The following is an 18,523-nucleotide window of genomic DNA, read 5'->3' on the forward strand; positions in this document are numbered from 1 at the left end:
CAGAACCTCAATGATTCTAGATAGGGCCCGCGAGTATTCTTGCCTCGTCGCTTATCGGCTGCATTAGATCGACAGCGATAAGACGTCGGTACAGCAACGTGAGTACAGCCCGACGCACAAGCCAAGACTCGATTGCTGATGATTTTACAATATCTGCAATCGTTGAACCATGATTCTTCCGCACATCAGACATCACCGACCTTATTGCTGCGGTAATGGCAGTGTCCTCATTACAACCGGGTACGTGGGTATTTTCTTTTCGCATCCAATGCTCTCTACCGATATGTCGTATTTTCTGGGCATTCAGCAGAAGATTTTGCGGTATTTCCTCTTCGGTTATGGTTGCAAATCCCATCCCATTCGCCGCTGCCCACTCTCCGCCAACGCCGTGCTTTTCTTTTTGCTGAATGTTTCTTCCGTCTAAATCCGCCTGATACTTAACTTCGAAAAGGCAGTGCAAAGATGGCACGAACGAAGGGATAGGATGGGCTGAAAATCGCGCGCGTATATCCGGTGTGTAGGATCTAATTCTATCTTTATGCCTGTATTTTATCGTCACCGGCTGCGTTTCAAGCTCTTGGAGCGTCGGCCAAATATCCAGGATCAACAGCACTTTACGCTCAAGCGCACTTTCGTAGTGAAGTAAGGGTTGAGGTGCGCCACGATCGAAGCCGAACTCGGTCGCAAAAACTCCAGATGCACTTCTATACGTCCGACCAATGCGCCGTTTGGTGTCATCAATGCCGATGATGTCGGTCATTATTCACCTCATGCCCGCGAGTCCACCTTGCTTAGTCTACAAACTTCTGTTCGCATCGTCACACGGGGTGCATCATATATTAGGAGAAGGGTTTGGTTATCTGGAACAAGGCTTGGACAGATAAACTGGTTCTTGGAACCGTGAATGCGCCTTATCGGCAGAAGATCACCGCCAAGGATCTCGCTGATCGCTTATCGTGCGCTGACGCCAAATGTCCTCAGGTGTATGAATTGTTTATGAGTGTTGAGGCGGAGCTGATGGTCGATTTCTGCAAAGAACACGGAGTACCGGTATCGGCCTTAACCAGCATTCTTCGTCAGATTTCTTCTGAGGGTTGGAAAGTTCCAATGCCCGTTTTGACTGCAATTTCGGAAATCCTATGAAAGCGGTGAAGCAATACCGGACCACCGTAATAGAACGTGCACGACGCGACGGTGCCTTTCGCAAAGGTCTTTTGAAGAATGCGATATTAGCCCTTCAGTCGAACGAGCTTGAGGTATCAATGGAAATGCTGCGCAATTATGTTGATTCGACAAGTACTCGAAGAACCCTCGCCGCTAACTCCGGCATATCCGAGCGACGATTGGGCCAGATTCTTAATCTAAGCCGAGAACCGACAGTACGCGAGCTTTGCTCGATGTTGGCGGTACTGCTGAAGACGGAAAATTTGACCCTAAGTCTGGTTCCTCTCCGGAATAACTGAATGACGACAAGATCTCAGACCCGCAACCCTTCCGCGATGTGGAAGCAAATATAAGAGCCGGACGATGACTGCCCGGCTCGGTGCTTCTTAGGTAAAAAATGCTGGAGCACCCCAGTGCAGTATGTTCGCAAATTCTTCTTGTTGCCGCTCGATCTGATCGATCGCTTGGTCCTGATCCGCGTAGATATCCCGCAAGTCTGCCGCCAATCTTTCGGGACGAGCCAAGGCCTCGATGGCCGCGGAATGGGCACTCAAGTAATCCAATTTCTGCCCGAGCTTTGACGCCAAGACCGCTGTATAGGCGATCCCCGCAATAGGCCGAATAGGCCATTGATTTGCAATAACCGCCTGCTCACTCGAAACCACTTCTTGAGCCAGGCCGAGCTTTGAAATGCTCCCTCGGACTTGAGCAGTGCCGCTCGAGCATATGTTCAGTATCGCGAGGCGGCGCGTAGTGCGACGCAATTGGAATTTTGCTGCCTCTGTCATGGGCAGTAGCGTTGAGTCACCCAGGATGATGCCACTGCTACTTGACGAATGGTAATCGAAAGCACCATGCCCAATTACCCACAGAACATCGGGCTCGCCGTCCTCATAGAACTCTTTGAACTGACGACCATCGTCTTCTTCAACCACAGTGCAACGCCAGCCATACTTCTTCGCCGCTGCTTTTAATATGTCGACCTCAAATGTAGTGAACAAAGATTTCCCGGCCCAGATAGCTATGCTGGAAACGTGCGCTTCAGGTAGCGGCGCCGCGAAACTAGCAAGTATTGGTGCCTCGATATTTTCCTCCACTAAGAGTGTGGCTTGCACCGGATCACCCAGGGATGGATAAACCAGAAGAGAACTGAATCTTCGACGTTCTGTTTTTACGCCAGCCTCGGCACTGCAATAATATTTCTTCATCATCGCATGGAAGTCAGGGCCTTCCGAGTATACAGGATATCCTGATCGCTCCGGTGATTCTGCTATATTGCCATTGAATTGGACGTTGAAAGCAGAGCACATCGCAGCAGTGAGCTCCTCGACGGAATTCTCCGTATCTGGAATTGTAATGATCTCCCCGGGCGTCAGCCTTGCCGCCCCACTATGCAGTGTCGTTGCGATAAAGATTCCACTCTCAGGGGAAGAGCTAGCATGCGGCGCATACCAGGCCGTCATCAGTTCTGTCAGTTCATCAAGGAAACCCCATCTAGCCAGACGATAAATTATCGGCTGCAATACAGCGACGCGCTCCTCTCTTACTTCACCGACATATAAGGATCTTCTTCTCGAGAACTCCTCCGCGAACTTGGAATAGCGTCGGACTTCAGCGAGCACCTCCTTCTTCATACTCTCCCATGTGATTTTTGAATCCACAGCTACTGCCATGAACTGCACGAGCTCGTGCTCCTCCATGTATACTTTATAGCGAGAAATAGTTTCTTGGGCCCATTGAGCAGCGGGCTTTGTGGTGTAGTCACTGGCGCTGGTAATGAATAGGCCAGCGACTCTTGCCTTCAGCCTTTCCGGAAACCCTTCGCTCTGCCAAAGACGTAAGAAAGCTTCCGTTATAACTTTTAGAACCTCTCTTACTTCGTCTTCTTTCTTCTCCTGGTCAGCGATGTAAGTCGCAAGTGACAGCAGGGCATTAATTTTTTGCTCAAGGGTCTCTTCTTCTGGCAGATCCAAGCCGAGGTGACCACAATAACCAACAATCTTTTCGGCTATCCCGCCACCGTCGTATGTACGCGCCAAGATAAAATAGCAGTACATCCATCGCGCAAAGTTTTCTTTGTATATGTCAGCGAGGTTTCGATCACTTTCATTTATAAAAGGAAACCACAGCATATACCCTGACGGAGAAGCAGATACTCGTATTAAGCTCCGTACAATCCATTCATAAGCTTCTGCTTTTTGCCCTATGGCCATACACACTTCGACCGGTGCAATGGCAGCTAACATCCGGATAATGTTTATTCGCTCGAGCTCCGCTTTCTCCAGTGGCAGAGGTAGCCAAAGCTCCAGGTCATCAAGCACCGCTCCTGTCAGCTCAAACAATGCCGATTTATCTTTAGCCTTGAGCTTTTCTTGGGACTGCAAAATCCAGGTTGCGCATCGCTCTGCGTAACCATCAACTGCTAATGAGAAATACCCATCAGCCCTCTTCTCGGTGAGCAATAACTGCGTCGCCATCGTCTTTGGCAGGTACTCGCCCAATGTCTCTGGTGTCATAGTCGTTTCCCGATTGGATAGAGAGCCTTGCCCGCTTGTCCGGCTCTAATTTGAGCTAGTTCTGCAAGGTTCGCGCTATTTCCGCCAACCGGCCATATCTTGGATCGCGCATCAACGCGGGTGTAATGGCCCTAATCCACAACAACCCTTTCTCCAGATCAAACGGGCAAACCGCTCCTTCTTCTACGCCTATGGTCACATGCAGAAGCTGAAGCAATGCCTCAGCATTCGGAGGATTTGAAGGCAGCACGATCGCCTCACGGTCGACGCTATCCCCAAACAATCGATAGTCCCAGAGAGACCAACAATCGAAGGGCGTCAGGAATCTCTCCAACAACGTAACTGCTTGAGCGAAGCCGCCATTAGAGCTAGCTGGAATACGAGCAAGAACTGCCGATAGCACTTTCGAACGTAGGACCAAATCGCGAGGCCATATGTTCTGGAAAAGCGGCACAACTGCCTTCGTGAAACGAAGGTGAGCGCTATTAGGATGCGCATCCAGAGAGCTGAGAAAATCTGGAATAACTGATGCGGCTGATGACCGCACGGCATCGTCGCCCTTGCGTAACATCTGTTGGACTGATGCCGGGTCGATCGCAAACTCACGCTCTTCCACAAAGTCTAGCAATAAGGTGTATATCACTCGTTCTGCCAGGTTCCGCCTAATAGAATCCGACAGCTTTGTAGAAGCCGCTACGACCGACATCCGATCGCCGATGATTTTCATTACTGCATACGGAAGGCCTCTGCTGTAGCCGATCGCCTCCCACAGCACCAAGTCTTCCTCTTTCTCACTCAGCAAAGGACTGATGAGATACTCGTCCGCCCACTGGGGATGAACCCACCGGACATAATTCAACTGCTCAAGATAAAGGTACAAGACCAACGTCTTCGCAGCACCCGTGGCGTCCAGCGTCGCACTTACAAACCGCTTGTAAGGTTCTCTATTGAAAAGCTCAGATGACTGACTTGGCTCCTTCGGCCAAAGCTTCTTAAAGGCATCGAGAAGGTCACCGACAGAACTGTTGTACGCAGCGGTTGTAATATCATGCCCGTCTGTGCCGCTCGATGCATTTGCTTGCCTCTCCGCTTCACGGAGGTTCGTTTCCTGGACTGCGTTTGGCCACAGCTTTAGCCAGACCTGAACAAAAGTAGGTTTATCTATGAGCGCCTCTGCCCAATGTGACATCCAGTCCGACGCCGCCGCTACAAACACGTCGCCCGCGGCAACTCGTACTACTGAGAGTAAATCCAGTATTTGTCCGGCATCTACTGATGCCACGTCATTGTTTGCAGCAGTAGACCGCAGGAACGCATTCAAGGTATGCGGCCAAAGCCCAATCTGCTCAATGTCGTCAAGAAACTGCTGAAGGACTTTGCGATAGTTATCTCTAACCCAGTCCGCGGCCGCTGAAACGCCCCACATATCACTATGCTCGGATAAAACCACTTCTAGTTCGTCCAGCATTGTAGCTGCACTTGTGGGTTCAAATGAGCTCTCACGCCTGCCGCTTAGGTCGCGGATACGAGGTGATATCACGTCCGATAACGTCGACGACAGCTCTACCGGACTTTCAACCGCCTTAACCGCGATTGCCCGCCACTCGTTGGCTTCTGCGGATAAGACGCCCCCACCCTTCTCAATCCTCTGTAACTCCGTGAGCGCGTACCGATATCGAACTGACTGATCCCTGAGGCGCTTCGAAAGAATCCTCGCTGGTGGCCGCTTCAATATCCGCGCCTCTATGCCCGCCCGGTAATTATCGTTCAAATCTACAAATCGCTCACTCCGCAACCGTGCAAACTCGGGGTACCAGTGAGAGAACCAAAATTGTTCATCTTCAAGTGAACTTAAGAAATGCCCAACAACTATAGCTGGTGCCAACTCCTTACGAACTGCCAAAGCTGCCCAGAGGCGCTTAAATATTACCCATTCGCTCTTCCACCAATTGGCAACACGAGACTTCGCCATATCGACATCAAGTTCCGCCAATCGCTCCATAGTTTCAAAGATCAACTTAACGATAGGAGCGAAACCTTTGTGATAGGCATCTGGATCATTATCGGCTGGACGCCTCCCGTCGACGCCATTTTTGATCGGGAAAACAATGCGAACCAAACCGCTGAGGCCAGCTGGACGTACGACGAATTCGGCTCGACATGCGATATGAAGGCCCGCCACTAACCGCGCCTCCAGCTGATCGAGCAATTCGACCGCCAAGTCCCGATGCAGGTGATCCCGAGAAAACCCCGCCTCATCTAGATGAACAAAGTTCCCACTCGTAATGCTGAACCGCGCAATGTCCTTGAGCTTTCGCGGTCTCTTCGGAGGCGGCTTTCCACCGTACAACCGCCATGAGGCTTTCGCAGATATCTCTAACCTTGGTCGAACAACGTCGACCAATTCCTGCAATGTTCGCCCGGAAGCGCCAAGGCGCTTCACTCTATGAATAACATAGTGCTCTGCATGAGCTGACAGCTGTGTATCATCCGCCCATTTCTCTAGAAGCAGTCCCCATGCTGTCTGAAAAATCGGATCAATTGTGTCGCGACTATGCTCAATAAGCGCCTGGACCGCACGGCGTTCTGGCAAATTCTCTATGCCTAGGTTCGCCGCCCATTCAAATGTCTCCCGCTCGTTCATGCGGCGTGAGACAAAATCGATCGTATTTCGATGAATTCGATTTTCTGTGGATGGGCCCATATCAAGCCCCCCGCGTCATTCGATTGACCTCGTCGAGCCAACCAAATTTTGCCTTAGCTGAAATGGCGCTAATGAGCTTACTCCGCTCATGCGGCGTCGATCGCTTCAATATGTATCTAAATAAAGATATTTCTTCTGGATTCGCAGCCGTTACTTCCTTTCCCACAATTTTCTTTAGACGCTTCTCAGCCCAGCCTGTTTCACCATGCAACGGTACCGCGTCTGCCCATGCCGCGAACAATTCCTGCAACACTTGATGATGATTCTTATCGTCGTAGCAGATAGGCACAATTTCACGGCCGAGCCAATCATGCTCGATCTTCGGATCTCCGGCGGTGACTGGTACAAATGCGTAACGTTTCTTTATATCGGAAAAATGAATTTCGTCGCCAGCGATCGCATTTAGGAGATAACGCATTGGCGCATCATTTAAGGAGTAACCAACGAGAACAATATTAAATATTCGCGCTGCATCGTAGATAAAGTCCGCCGCAAGTCGGCGCCTCAGATAGACATCGCCAAAATCCTGATCAGTGAGGACCATTGCGCCGTCCTCATTACCGGGATGCGGAACAGAGCCATGGATGTGAAAAACTCCATTAAACTCCGGCTGTCGGCTGGGTCGAGGCAAAGCAGGTAAGCTGTGGCTCCTGAATTGAACTCTACGCCGGCGCGCCGCTTCCTCCAATAACAAGTCAAAGTTAGTCGTAGCGAGAAATGCTCTACCGCTTCTTTGACCAATTCGCACAAGAGAAGCATGCAGAACGTTTGTCTTCTTGCTGCGTCCGAGCACCTCTACCGCTCGTGCGCGCATGGACATCGCCCCACGAATCGCCCCATCCTGTCGTCTCTCCAACATTCCGAGTGCGATATCAAAATCGCCAACGAGAAAACGTCTCAGTTCGGCACATTGCCTCATATCGAGGGAACCAAACTTTGCCGGATTGGCTTGCAGTTCCTGAACTGGGTCTAGCAGTTTCGAGGAGATCTCCACGGCTTTTGCCAACGCCTTGTCAACAGTCGCGTAAATATCAAGTACGAGGCCTGAAAAAGCAGGCAAGTTGGTAGGAGCTGGGCGCGATATCCCAGCGCCTGCAATAAAAAGTACATCTCCTCGATCTCTGGCCAGAAGAAGCTCTTCGGGTATGCCCGGAAGGCCATCTCCAAGATATACAAGGCTGTCAGCCAAATCCCCCCACCCTCATTCTATCGAAGATCTGCTTTATGCAGCCTCAGTTTTGATGAAAACCGTCCAATAGTACCGATGATTTCCGGCCGAACAGCCCACATGTGCTGAAGTTGCACAAAGGTAAAGTCGACCGCTTTCTTGTCCAGCATACCCATCGGTAGATTCAGAAGTCCGCGCGACAGGAATTCGTCCGCTTCTGCCGGCATTTGAAATGCAGATGACGCATCCACAAGGACATTTACCGCGAAGCGGAAACCCTCACTGCCATACGCTTCGGTTAATTCCGCGCACCAGGGGATACAGAGTTCTGCCACCTCACGATCTCTTTTTATCCCAGCCACATACGAGCACGTCTCCAGCGCTCCACCGATATGCGCTAGTGGTACATCTGAAATACCGCGGTCGAGCGCGTCATTCATAATCCGTTTAATACGATCCACAGCAGTCGGGGAAATCACAGTAACAGCTGCAAGGCCTAGAAGCTTCCCGACTGCTACTAAGGGATCGGGTTCTTCATTCAGGAGGCCTTCTGCCGTTTCCGCCTCTTGTTCGAGCCCCTCTTCCCCAACAACAAAGCCATCCATAGGGCCAAACTGCAAACCATACAGCTGTCTGCGCAAGCCGGCATCGCCCTCTCTTAAAGAAGCGAATGCAGGACTCCACGACTCGGGTAATTCCGCCTCCATTGCCGAAAGGGTCGCTATAATTCGCCGATAGACCATCCCCCTGACAGCATCTGGCGAAATACGGTCGATACGCCAATACGGCTCGAAGCGACGTTCAAAAGTGGCCGCATAAAATGTCTTCAACGTGGATTGCTTGAGTGTCTGCTCATGCATTTTCTCGCGGTCAAAATCGAACCTAGACAGGCCCGCTGCAAAGTACGAAGCATTTACCCAGGCTGCCCACCTTCGTTCATAGGGAGCCATTCCAGCCATGTACTGGCGCGCCGCCATAGCGCCGATAGAGATCGCCAAGCCTGCTGATAATTCTAATATTCTGTCAGTATTTGTCTCTGTGTTGCTCAGGGCGATGAGAGCTTTTGCACCGAGACCCTCGATATCCGCATGAGTACCTAACAAAGCGCCACACAAATCGAGCGCAAGAATAATGCTGAAGATGTCACCTTGGGTGATAAGCTCGTCTATCGGAGTAAGCAGTTGTTCTGCACCAAAAAGAGCGGTGCGCTCTATAAACTTCTTATGATGGATGAAATTTGTAGGCCCAATAAATTTCAGCCCTCGCGTTAAATCTCCGCTGACCAACCATGTGCGCGCCGCAAAAAGCCGATCGTCAATAAAGTGGCCGTAATCGGAAGAATTACCCAATGGGCCAATAACAGCATCAAAGATTTCTGCGCTAGAAGGCGTCAATTCGCTTTCATCAACATTTCCAGTACCGAAAAAACTACTCGCAATTCGTTCAAAGAATGGCGCAGCAGCTTCCATCAAGTCCTTTTGTAAACCCATAAACTCTGTTGAATTGAACGGACGCTCGGCGGCTAGAGCCAGCCAACGCTTGTGCTGACGCTCAGAAAGCAGAGCTTCCGACGAGATTCTCGCCACTGCTGCCAGCCTTTTGCTCGAATCATCTAAAAGAACCTCAGGCGCCCCTACCCTCATATGGAAATCCGTGCCGCTCACCACGACATCGCCATCAGGCAGAATCTGCACAGTAAACCCTGGCGCACGCTCGGTTAGCCAAGCTTGCGCGGATTGAATATCAATAAGCGCTGCCTTCAACAAACTTTCGACCAAATCTTTTTCTAGAAGGCTTGTCCCGCCGAATTTTGCCGCTCGTCTCGTACGGATGCCGTACTCTGCTAGAAACTCTTGGTCGTCCATCATCCATTGCTGCATGGTGGGCGTCCACTTCTCTAGCATATCAATGGCCAAGGCCCGACGAAGAGCGCTATCCATCATCTTCGGCATCCAAATTGTCAATTGTGCTTCTCAACAGCCATCGCGCATGCGCAGATACCAAGTCCTTCCGCACACCAACCTGCAGCGCCAGCTGAATTACCCGCTTTTCAACCCAGACAAAGTATGAAGGACGCAGATGATCTGGAACGATCATCCCATTGCAGAAAAAGACCAGTCGCATAAGATTCTGATGATCGGCCCAATTTCGCTGCTCAGAATTTGCAGTAGCACCCAGCCACTCATGGGCGTCGTTCAGCAAACCGAAACCCAACTCGCATAGAGCGTTGGCCTCGAGCTCGCTTCTAGTGCCGTCCCACATATTTTTAGAAGCGTGCATAAATGCCAGCGTGCTACCTGACACCCAGAACTTTTCCTGTGGCAGCACAGCAATGTGTCGCAGGCAACATAAATCAATATAATTTACTAAAGCACGAAGCTCGAAACTGAGCTGCCCCACTCCTTTCGACCTGCTCAGCGCCGCATACACTTCTTCAAGGGTAACTGGCACTAGGGCTGCGCCCATCACACGAAGTTGCCTAATATAGCTCCGATGCTCATTTACTGTAATCTCGCGCTCTTCTTTGAGCGTCTCTAGCAGATCCAGAGTTGTCATGAGTGGAACAACTCGGCCTCCTTCGTCGGTTACCGTTCCAGTTTTATTAATCGCGCGGTCGTCGCAAATCACCACATCCGCATGACCGCAGTTTCTAACTATATTCACCAACGACGCATTTGCGCCGTCCAAATCCCTCTTTTTCATCGGTTGACTTGCGCTTAGCCGCACCTTCCCCGATGAAATACCTTCGCGAAGACTTATCCGAAGTGCATCAATATTTTTTGCTACTTCTTCTTGTACTGCCGCATATTCAATAAGCCCTTCTGCATCGTCGCATATGTCTGATACCACTGATATTTTCGGGCACAACCTTGCCAGCTTTGGCAGCAATCCAGTTTCCGCCATCCTTTCGAAGGCTAGGTTATCAACGAGTATACTCTGGCCTTTTGAGAGCGTGCCTGCTTCAAGCCAACGCACCCCGCCATCAAAAACATTCCGTCGGGCCGCCTCTTCCTCTTCTTCGCTGAGCTCGCCTTCACTGACTAAGAAGTCGATTACTCCCTGTAAATCGCACAAACGATGCTCGTACCCACATGGATCAAAGGTCTCTTTCATGTAGGTAGAGGGGCGATAAATCGGAGGAGATACTATTACCACCCCCTCCTCGTCTCTGGCCTTCTCCATAAGTATGGCGAGCTCTATGCCGACCTCCGAAACCAACTTTCGATCTCGGATCTTCCAACCTCGAATGACGAATACGCTGTACTCTTTGATGATTTGAAGCACCGATTTGGCGAGGTCGACTCTCGATGGCTGATGAAATGCAGCCCGGCCAAGATCGTGTATCAACTCGCTTAATGCGTGGGCGCCAATCGTTACTTCATTAGCGTATTTGAAAACCTTCTCCACACATCCAATCGACTGAAGCACTAGCAGAGAGGTCCGGTCCAATGCCAACCTTCTGCCTGGAAATTTGGTCGGCAGCCTTGCTCCGGAGAAAACCGGTACAAGGTATCCATCCATCGACCGCTTCTTCGATTTGTTTCGTAAGAAGTGCCCCAGAATAATATTCGAAATCGTGGTGTTTAGGACGTCTGTCGATAAGGACAGAGGGACTTCCGCTCTATTTATCATGTCCCCGATCGAGGAGATCTTTTTGTTCTCCTCTCGTACGAGTTCGACCACATTTTCAATCGGAAATTTCTTAAATGGTCCTTCCACAGTACTTAGGGACTTTGCTTTCTCTATCCAATCGGAATATGGGCTCCCTCCGCGTTCCAAGCCTAATTCAACAGCCATATGAAATGCCGTTGCCAGCATGGCAGCATCGTTGCATTCGTAGGCGCGACCTCCGAAGGCCTTCAGCACTTGTTCTGAATTAACAGAACGAAGCGTCTTCGCGATTTGCGCCGCATTCATTAGGTCGCTCAACGTCCTGTCAAGCTGCGTTTCCATTACGAAGGTGACTTGATTATGGAGATCTTCCCAGCGCCCCGCTTCAACGGAAAGCATCACCTCAAAGTTACGATCGTAGCCATCAGGAAACCGCTTCTTTATCTGATTGAAAAGCGCGACAGCACCCTTGATGTCTCCCAGGTGATACTTTGATCTTGCAATCTTGGTATGAATTGCGACGTGCTCTTCGACGATTGGACCGGCGCGATCTCCTTCTGCAAAAGCGATGATGTCGGAGAAACGATTGACCACGAATAAATGATCGATCGCACGGTAGGCGTCGGGTGCCGATGCGACTTGATTGAAAAGTACTATCAGGTGGTCGGCCGCCTCATCATGGACTTTCGTCTTTATAAGCTCTTCGGCGAGGAGGCGGCGATCCACTGCAGACTGTGATTCGTCAAATGCTCGGCGACGTGCCTCTAGAATATTACCCTTCATGTGGCCCGTGAGAACTTGCTCAAGTGAAGCAAACGTTTCAGGTGCAATGTCGGATTGCTTGGAGCGAATTATTTCGAGCGCTTCAGACGCCTTGCCCACCGCGGACAATGCCGAACATTCGAGACCGAGAAGTTGGTCCGGTTCTAGGACGGCCTCCAGATATGGCCTAAACTCCCGGATTAGTCCGATAAGTACCACAGGACTTTCGTTATGCGCTGCGATCGAAAGTGCGGTTAGCGCCTGCGGCAGAGTCCAGCCATCAATCGGGGCTTTACTTTGCAGAAATCTTTCAACACCGGGCTGGTCGAATTGTAGGCCATATGGAAGCGTGTATCGTGCGAAGCGAACTGCGTATTCCAGATCCTTTAGCTTTGACTGGATATTTTCACGCTCGGTTTTGCGCGTACTCGCTTCCGGGTGCGTTAAAGAAAGCCATACTTCCAGCTCCGCCATCGCGTCCCGATATTGCGGAATCCTTAGATCAGATGTGAGCGCTAGAAACCGGCGCGTATCGTCTAACGCCGAAATACGAAGACTTTTGGCTTCAGGTGTATCAGCGATAGGAACTGCGTGTGGATTTATCGCTGATATTTGAAGGATGTGATCATGAAATGTATCAGAAGTGCATAGGTTGAATTTCAGAATTGCTCGCAGACCGACGACATTCGGGCACTGATTAATTTGATCGGCGGACGCCTGGTTTAGAAATTCCAGAGCCTCCTCTCTGAAATTGTCGACAGCGAGCTTATGCGTATAAGCAACCAGATGGTAACCAGTGATTTCCTGAGGCTTTACGTACTTTCGAATATAGGTGCGCTCGGCGTCGAAACCGTCTCTATGCGATACAATCGAAATTGATAAACTTCGTGAAAGATTGTCAACTCGCTCGCCAATCGCAGCAGCAGCCTTGGAATACTCCTTCTCACCGATCAAAATTCGAGCTTCATCGAGGGCATAGTCTCGGGAAGCGTCAATTGACTTCGCGAACACGAGCCATGTGCGCGCTTCCTTCTGATTTTCCCTACGCGAAAACTCCGCCGCAAGTTCCGCTACTATGTCAGCTCGAATTCGTGGATCTGCATGTGCAAGCTCATTTGCCTTTTCATAGGTCGCCAGTTCAATCAGATCATTTAGATGGTCGATCTCTGGAAAGGTGCGTTCGCGTAGTGCTCGCTCATATCTGTTCCGAAGCAACTCGTTCAATGCCTGCTTCGACAGCGAACTTGGCTCAAACTGCCGGCCTAGATCGACCGGGCTCGACATTTCATCGAGTTTTTGGAGGATTTTATCTTTAGCGTCTTCGACTGAGGAGAGAACTGCCGCTGCCGCGGCTTCAACGGCGGCGAATCCTAGGAAGTCGCCCAGCTTTAGTTCTGAGCTCGTCGACCACAGCAGGAATTGTAGAGCATCTTCAACTGCGAGCTTTCCGATAACCTTCGATTCACCCGTGATGTCCTCGAAAAGCCGAATTGCGGCCTCTTCTTCGTCGGCACTCGAATCTCCGGCTATAGCGGCTACGAACGCACCTGTGAGGGCAATGCGCGTTCTAGGGTCATTTACCCAGGCGCGCGGCCCCGCCCCCCTGAATCTGGCAGGAGGGTTCGCGAGCAAAACTTTGACCGCGTTTAAGGCCTTTCCCGGATTTGACGAAGAGATACTACCTAGGACGTCGAAAATGGGATCCAGGTGCTGGCGGATTTGGGGTAACTCGTACTTTTCGCCCGCGGCGGCCTTACGCTGGGCCAGGAACGGCTTCAGTGCGTTCCACCCCAATTTGCCCAGTGACACGCCGGCACCAACTGCCTTAGCCACCCCAACGTAATATTCGATCATCCCGGCGCGCCCCCTCAGAACGATCTACCATAAGAGGAGGGCGGTACGATAAATCCATTTCTGCATGCAATTTTATGCTGGTCCCTTGTGACGCAGCCATTGGGGATAGTTCAACAAAAGCTCGCGCCGCTCGCCTCCATATTTTATATAGTTTTTTCAAATACTTAGTGCGATGCGAATGAATCGTTGTCTCGGCTAACCCGACAAATCAAATGTTGGGTCATAGTAAGACCACCAATTTCGGTCCGAGCCGGGTCGATCTGTTGATATTTGTCTCCGATAGTGAGGCATCTTTGTCTCCGTTAGCCTTAATTCTCAGGCGGGCTGCGCGCCAAACCCGGCGAGGTCAGCCTGGCGCATCTCGGCGTGCTGTTTCTGGATGAGCTGCCCGAGTTCAACCGCCAGACGCTCGACAGCCTGCGTCAGCCGCTGGAAACCGGACAGGCGGTGGTGGCGCGTGCCAATGCCCATGTCAGCTATCCGGCGCGCGTGCAGCTGGTGGCAGCGATGAATCCCTGCCGCTGCGGCCATCTGGACGATGCGGCGCTGGCCTGCGCCCGCGCGCCGAAATGCGCCGGCGACTACCAGGCACGCCTGAGCGGGCCTTTGCTGGATCGCATCGATCTCACGCTGGCTGTGCCGGCGGTGGCCGCGGCCGATCTGGCCGCGCCGCCGCCACGCGAGGATTCAGCCACCGTGGCTGCGCGGGTCGCTGCCGCGCGCGACATCCAGCGCGCGCGCTATCGCGGACAAAACATCCGCACCAATGCCGAGGCCGATGGCGAGTTGCTGGAACAAGTGGCCGCGCCCGATGCGCCCGGCCGCGAGTTATTGGGCAAGGCGACCGAAGCCATGCATCTGACCGCGCGCGGCTATCACCGGGTTCTGCGGGTCGCACGCACCCTGGCCGATCTCGATGGCGCGGACAGCGTGAAGCGCAGCCATGTGGCGGAAGCGCTCAGCTATCGAAGGCTGGCCTTTGTGCGTTAGCGCGCCGGCGCCGCGCTGATCACCCGCCGCATGCCAAAGGCAAATAGCAGGCCGCCGGCATACATCAGCACGCCGTAGAGCCCGCCCGGGATCGCCAGCGCGTCGTCCTGCAGCACGCTGCTGGCGATCACGATGGCCAGCGTGGCATTCTGCACGGCGGTTTCGATGCCGAGCGTCACCGCCTGCGGCCGCGACAGCTTCGCCAGCCACGCGACCCCGAATCCGACCGCCAGCATCAGCAGGTTGAGCAGGATGGCGAAACCAGCCAGCGTGCCGGCATTGTCGCGCAAGAGCGCCCAGTTCCTGGCCACGGCGCCCAGTACGATCAGGATGAACAGCACGGCAGCGAGGCGCGTTGCCCGCGGCTCCCATTTGAGCGCAGTGCCCGACCAGCGCTGGCGCACCAGCATGCCCAGGCCCACCGGCACGCCCAGCATCAGGAAAATCTGGCCCATCATCAGGCCGACCGGCACGCTGACCGCCGCCTGGGCGGCACTGCCGGCGAAATGCTGCATCGACCAGATCACGATCGGCGGCAGGGTGAAAATCGTCGCCACGCTGGCCACCGCGGTGAAGCTGACCGCCAGCGCCACATCGCCGCGCGCGATATAGGTGAGCAGGTTCGAGGTCGTGCCGGTCGGGCAGGCCGCCAGGATCATGAAGCCGATGGCGAATGTCCCGGTCATGCCCACCAGCTTGAGCAGCGCGAAGCAGATCAGCGGCAGCAGCACGAAATGACAGACCACGCCGACCAGCAGCGCGCGCGGCTGTCGCACGATTCGGACGAAATCCGCACCGGTGAGACCGAGGCCGAGCGAGAACATGATGAACGCCAGAATGCCCGGCAGCAGAATGCCGGTTACGATATCGCCGTCCATGACCCGTTTCCTCCTGCCGGCTGCGCGGCCTTGTCCTGTGCGGCTTCTGATTGGCCGCGCGCCCGAGATTAGGCGATGCCCGCCAGAGTTTCCATCATGGGGATTCCATCACGGGTTCCAGCATTGACGTTGCGTCAGCCCGATGCAGCACTCCGCCAGGGGCTGGCTTGCCCCGCGCGATCTGCGCCATAAATGTCCGGACTTGAAACCCCGGGAGATCGCGCCATGAAAGCCGTCCGCTTTTCCACCTTCGGCAAGGCCCATGAGGTCGCCGAACTGATCGACCTGCCCGATCCGGGCGAACCGGCTGCGGGCGAGGCGCTGATCGATGTGGAAGCTTCCGCCATCAACCCGGCCGATCTGCTGCAGTTCGAAGGCAAATACGGCGCCGCGCCGCCGCCGCTGCCGGTGATGGCCGGCGGCGAAGGCGTGGGGCTGGTGCGCAAGGTTGGCGATGGCGTGACGCATCTGAAAGCCGGCGACCGCGTGCTGCTGCTGTTCGCCGGCCGCGGTAACTGGCGCAGCAGCCTGATCGCCAAGGCGGCCAAACTGTTCCCGCTGCCCAAGGCCGATCCGCTGCAGCTCGCCATGCTCACGGTCAATCCGCCGACCGCCCTGCTGATGCTGAAAAACTTCGTCACGCTGCAGCCGGGCGACTGGGTGATCCAGAATGCCGGCAATTCCGGCGTCGGCCAGAATGTCATCGCGCTGGCCAAACGCATGGGCCTGCGTAGCATCAGCGTGGTGCGGCGTGCGGATCAGGTCGCCGACCTGAAGAAAGCCGGCGGTGACGAAGTCCTGGTCGATGGGCCCGATCTGGCCAAACGCGTGGCGGCGATCACCGATGAGGCGAAACCGAAACTCGGCATCGATGCAGTGGCGGGTGCTGCCACCGGTCGCATCGGCCAGGCCCTGGCCGAAGGCGGCACGGTGGTGAATTACGGCATGATGTCGGGCGAGCCCTGCGCCATGCCGCCGGGCGATGTGGTGTTCCGCGATATCGCCTTGCGCGGCTTCTGGCTGGCGCGCTGGTTTGCCACGGCGAAACCCGACGAGATGGCCAAAGTCTATGGCGAACTGGCCGGCTATGTCGCCGATGGCACCATCTCAGTGGCGGTGGAAGCCACCTATCCGCTGGAGCAGATCAAGGACGCGCTGGCCCATGCCGGCCGTGACAGCCGCAAGGGCAAAATCCTGGTGACGCCGAAGCACTGAGGTTGCCCTCACCCTCCCGCCGCTTCGCGTCGGGGCCCTCCCTCTCCCACCCTGTGGGAGAGGGTTGGGGTGAGGGTCTGTAAACATCGATGGCCTCACAGGTCACGTCCGATTGCATCCCGACAATACTTCGGCCGGCACCGTAGGATCGCCGGCTGACCCGGCGATGATGACATGGCATGGTGCTGTCAGTTTCGCTCCCGCCACGAGTCGCCAGAATGACCGTCCACACCGCCACCACGGCCCAGCCCCGTTCGCTGGCCATCGAATTCCTGCTGTTGGCGGTGCTGGCCACGCTCTGGGGCGCGTCCTTCACCTTCATCAAAGTCGGCGTCGCCACCATTCCGCCGATCACCCTGATCGCCGCCCGCACGGTGATCGCTGGCGCCGTGCTGCTGCTGGTGATGCGGCTGCGTGGCATCCGGCTGCCGCGCGATCCGCGGATCTGGCGCAGCCTGGCGATCCAGGCTTGCCTCAATTCGGTGCTGCCCTTCACACTGATCGCCTGGGCCGAAACCCGCATCGATGCCGGCCTGGCGACGATCCTGAACTCCACCACGCCGATCTTCGCCTTCCTGCTGACCTGGGCGATCACCCGCCATGAAGCCGTGACGGCGCGCAAGCTGTTCGGCACGGTCACCGGCATGCTCGGCATCTGCTTCATCATCGGCATCGGCGCGCTCACCCAGCTCGGCAACGACCTCTGGGGCCAGTTCGCCATGCTGCTGGCCTCGCTGTTCTATGGCGCCGCCGCCATCTACGGCCATAACTTCAAGCATCTCGATTCCATGGTGCCGGCTACCGGCTCGATGCTCTGCGGCGCCGTCATGCTGGTGCCACTCAGCCTGATTGTCGACCGGCCATGGACGCTCACGCCCTCGGAGGCCTCCATCGGCGCGCTGCTCGGCCTGTCGGTGCTGTCCACGGCTTTGGCCTTCACCATCTATTTCCGGCTGGTGCGCACGCTCGGCTCGGTGGGGACCACCTCGCAGGCCTATCTGCGCATCCCGATCGGCGTCGGCATCGGCGTGCTGTTCCTGGGCGAGACGCTGTCGTCCACCTTAGGGATCGGCCTGGTTTTCGTATTGGTGGGAGTGGCGGCGATGTCGCTGCCGGCGCGGAAAAAACCGGCGCTCTAGAAGAAGGTCTGCACGACCATAATCATGGTGGCGGTGTCGCCATCGGCGCCCAGTGGCAGCCACAGCGCCTCGTAATCCATCCAGCGGTCGTCCAGCTTGCGCCGGATGCGCGAACAGACCGCTTCCCCGCGCAGCGCCACGGCTTCCGCCCGCGGCAGCACCACAGCGCGATAATCTTCGGGCAGTTCGTCGAGCCAGCGGGCCGAGAAGTCGAAGCCGCGCTTCTTGGCCTGCTCGGTGCCGACCAGCCGGGTGCGGAATCGCAGCGGCTCGCGATGGATTTCGATCATCACCATCTGGCCCAGTGCCCGGCGCATCTCCAGCGGATCGAGATCGGCGCGTGCCGGCATCTTGCGCCCGCGGCATTTGTGCAGCCAGTAATCGAGGATTTCACGCGCCACCTCGCCCTGGCAATCCGAGGGCTGCGGATTCCAGATGGCGCTGTTCAGCGGCTCGCGATCCGCTCCGCCTATCTCGGACACCGTGGTTGCTCCTCCGCCGTCTCTGCGCGAGTCATCCCT

Annotated in this window: 11 protein-coding genes and 1 pseudogene; 4 read left to right on the top strand and 8 right to left on the bottom strand. The window is 54.5% G+C overall.

Annotated features, from left to right (window positions below; all coding sequences use genetic code 11):
- Positions 1–16: 16 nt before the first annotated feature.
- Complete coding sequence (locus AC1ROB_RS18050; RefSeq protein ID WP_492969730.1) at positions 17–760, bottom strand: TnsA endonuclease N-terminal domain-containing protein; 744 nt, start codon at positions 758–760, stop codon at positions 17–19.
- Between the two features lie 92 nt (positions 761–852).
- On the opposite strand from AC1ROB_RS18050, the gene AC1ROB_RS18055 reads away from it, so the two are divergent.
- On the top strand, positions 853–1,143 hold the full coding sequence (locus AC1ROB_RS18055) for a hypothetical protein (protein ID WP_492969729.1): 291 nt from the start codon (positions 853–855) through the stop codon (positions 1,141–1,143).
- Positions 1,144–1,550: 407 nt separating this feature from the next.
- Here the strand turns inward: AC1ROB_RS18055 and AC1ROB_RS18060 are convergent, their stop codons facing one another.
- The 5 genes from AC1ROB_RS18060 to AC1ROB_RS18080 are packed head-to-tail and all read right to left on the bottom strand — an operon-like array spanning position 1,551 to position 13,780.
- The gene (locus tag AC1ROB_RS18060) at positions 1,551–3,680 is read right to left on the bottom strand and encodes a CHAT domain-containing protein (protein ID WP_492969728.1); all 2,130 of its coding nucleotides are present in this window, start codon (positions 3,678–3,680) and stop codon (positions 1,551–1,553) included.
- Between the two features lie 55 nt (positions 3,681–3,735).
- On the bottom strand, positions 3,736–6,384 hold the full coding sequence (locus tag AC1ROB_RS18065; protein WP_492969727.1) for a hypothetical protein: 2,649 nt from the start codon (positions 6,382–6,384) through the stop codon (positions 3,736–3,738).
- Between the two features lies 1 nt (position 6,385).
- Positions 6,386–7,573, bottom strand: a complete 1,188-nt coding sequence (locus AC1ROB_RS18070; RefSeq protein WP_492969726.1) for an SIR2 family protein — start codon at positions 7,571–7,573, stop codon at positions 6,386–6,388.
- Between the two features lie 17 nt (positions 7,574–7,590).
- The gene (locus AC1ROB_RS18075) at positions 7,591–9,495 is read right to left on the bottom strand and encodes a hypothetical protein (RefSeq protein ID WP_492969725.1); all 1,905 of its coding nucleotides are present in this window, start codon (positions 9,493–9,495) and stop codon (positions 7,591–7,593) included.
- Entirely contained in the window at positions 9,485–13,780 is a 4,296-nt protein-coding gene (locus tag AC1ROB_RS18080) for an HTH domain-containing protein (RefSeq protein WP_492969724.1), read from the bottom strand. The genes AC1ROB_RS18075 and AC1ROB_RS18080 overlap by 11 nt, the downstream gene beginning before the upstream one ends.
- 318 nt (positions 13,781–14,098) lie before the next feature.
- On the opposite strand from AC1ROB_RS18080, the pseudogene AC1ROB_RS18085 reads away from it, so the two are divergent.
- Positions 14,099–14,770 (top strand): annotated as a pseudogene (locus AC1ROB_RS18085) (ATP-binding protein); the annotation flags it as partial.
- Here the strand turns inward: AC1ROB_RS18085 and AC1ROB_RS18090 are convergent.
- On the bottom strand, positions 14,767–15,648 hold the full coding sequence (locus AC1ROB_RS18090) for a bile acid:sodium symporter family protein (RefSeq protein ID WP_492969723.1): 882 nt from the start codon (positions 15,646–15,648) through the stop codon (positions 14,767–14,769). The pseudogene AC1ROB_RS18085 and the gene AC1ROB_RS18090 sit on opposite strands and share 4 nt — an antisense overlap.
- Positions 15,649–15,873: 225 nt before the next feature.
- Here AC1ROB_RS18090 and AC1ROB_RS18095 point away from each other — a divergent pair, with 225 nt between their 5' ends.
- Entirely contained in the window at positions 15,874–16,863 is a 990-nt protein-coding gene (locus AC1ROB_RS18095; RefSeq protein WP_492969722.1) for a zinc-dependent alcohol dehydrogenase family protein, read from the top strand.
- A 218-nt stretch (positions 16,864–17,081) separates the two neighbouring features.
- Positions 17,082–18,002 (top strand): DMT family transporter, encoded by a 921-nt coding sequence (locus tag AC1ROB_RS18100; protein WP_492969721.1) that lies wholly within the window; start codon positions 17,082–17,084, stop codon positions 18,000–18,002.
- Here AC1ROB_RS18100 and AC1ROB_RS18105 read toward each other — a convergent pair.
- Entirely contained in the window at positions 17,999–18,484 is a 486-nt protein-coding gene (locus AC1ROB_RS18105) for a PAS domain-containing protein (protein WP_492969720.1), read from the bottom strand. The genes AC1ROB_RS18100 and AC1ROB_RS18105 overlap by 4 nt on opposite strands.
- Positions 18,485–18,523: the final 39 nt, after the last annotated feature.

Source organism: Ferrovibrio sp. GW821-FHT12F09, assembly GCF_058806775.1.

What these genes read in the sequence shown, in the direction of transcription:
- AC1ROB_RS18065 (WP_492969727.1), bottom strand. Translation starts at nt 6,384, where the DNA reads ATGGGCCCATCCACAGAAAATCGAATTCATCGAAATACGATCGATTTT.
- AC1ROB_RS18100 (WP_492969721.1), top strand. Translation starts at nt 17,082, where the DNA reads ATGACCGTCCACACCGCCACCACGGCCCAGCCCCGTTCGCTGGCCATC.
- AC1ROB_RS18060 (WP_492969728.1), bottom strand. Translation starts at nt 3,680, where the DNA reads ATGACACCAGAGACATTGGGCGAGTACCTGCCAAAGACGATGGCGACG.
- AC1ROB_RS18095 (WP_492969722.1), top strand. Translation starts at nt 15,874, where the DNA reads ATGAAAGCCGTCCGCTTTTCCACCTTCGGCAAGGCCCATGAGGTCGCC.
- AC1ROB_RS18080 (WP_492969724.1), bottom strand. Translation starts at nt 13,780, where the DNA reads ATGATCGAATATTACGTTGGGGTGGCTAAGGCAGTTGGTGCCGGCGTG.
- AC1ROB_RS18090 (WP_492969723.1), bottom strand. Translation starts at nt 15,648, where the DNA reads ATGGACGGCGATATCGTAACCGGCATTCTGCTGCCGGGCATTCTGGCG.
- AC1ROB_RS18075 (WP_492969725.1), bottom strand. Translation starts at nt 9,495, where the DNA reads ATGATGGATAGCGCTCTTCGTCGGGCCTTGGCCATTGATATGCTAGAG.
- AC1ROB_RS18050 (WP_492969730.1), bottom strand. Translation starts at nt 760, where the DNA reads ATGACCGACATCATCGGCATTGATGACACCAAACGGCGCATTGGTCGG.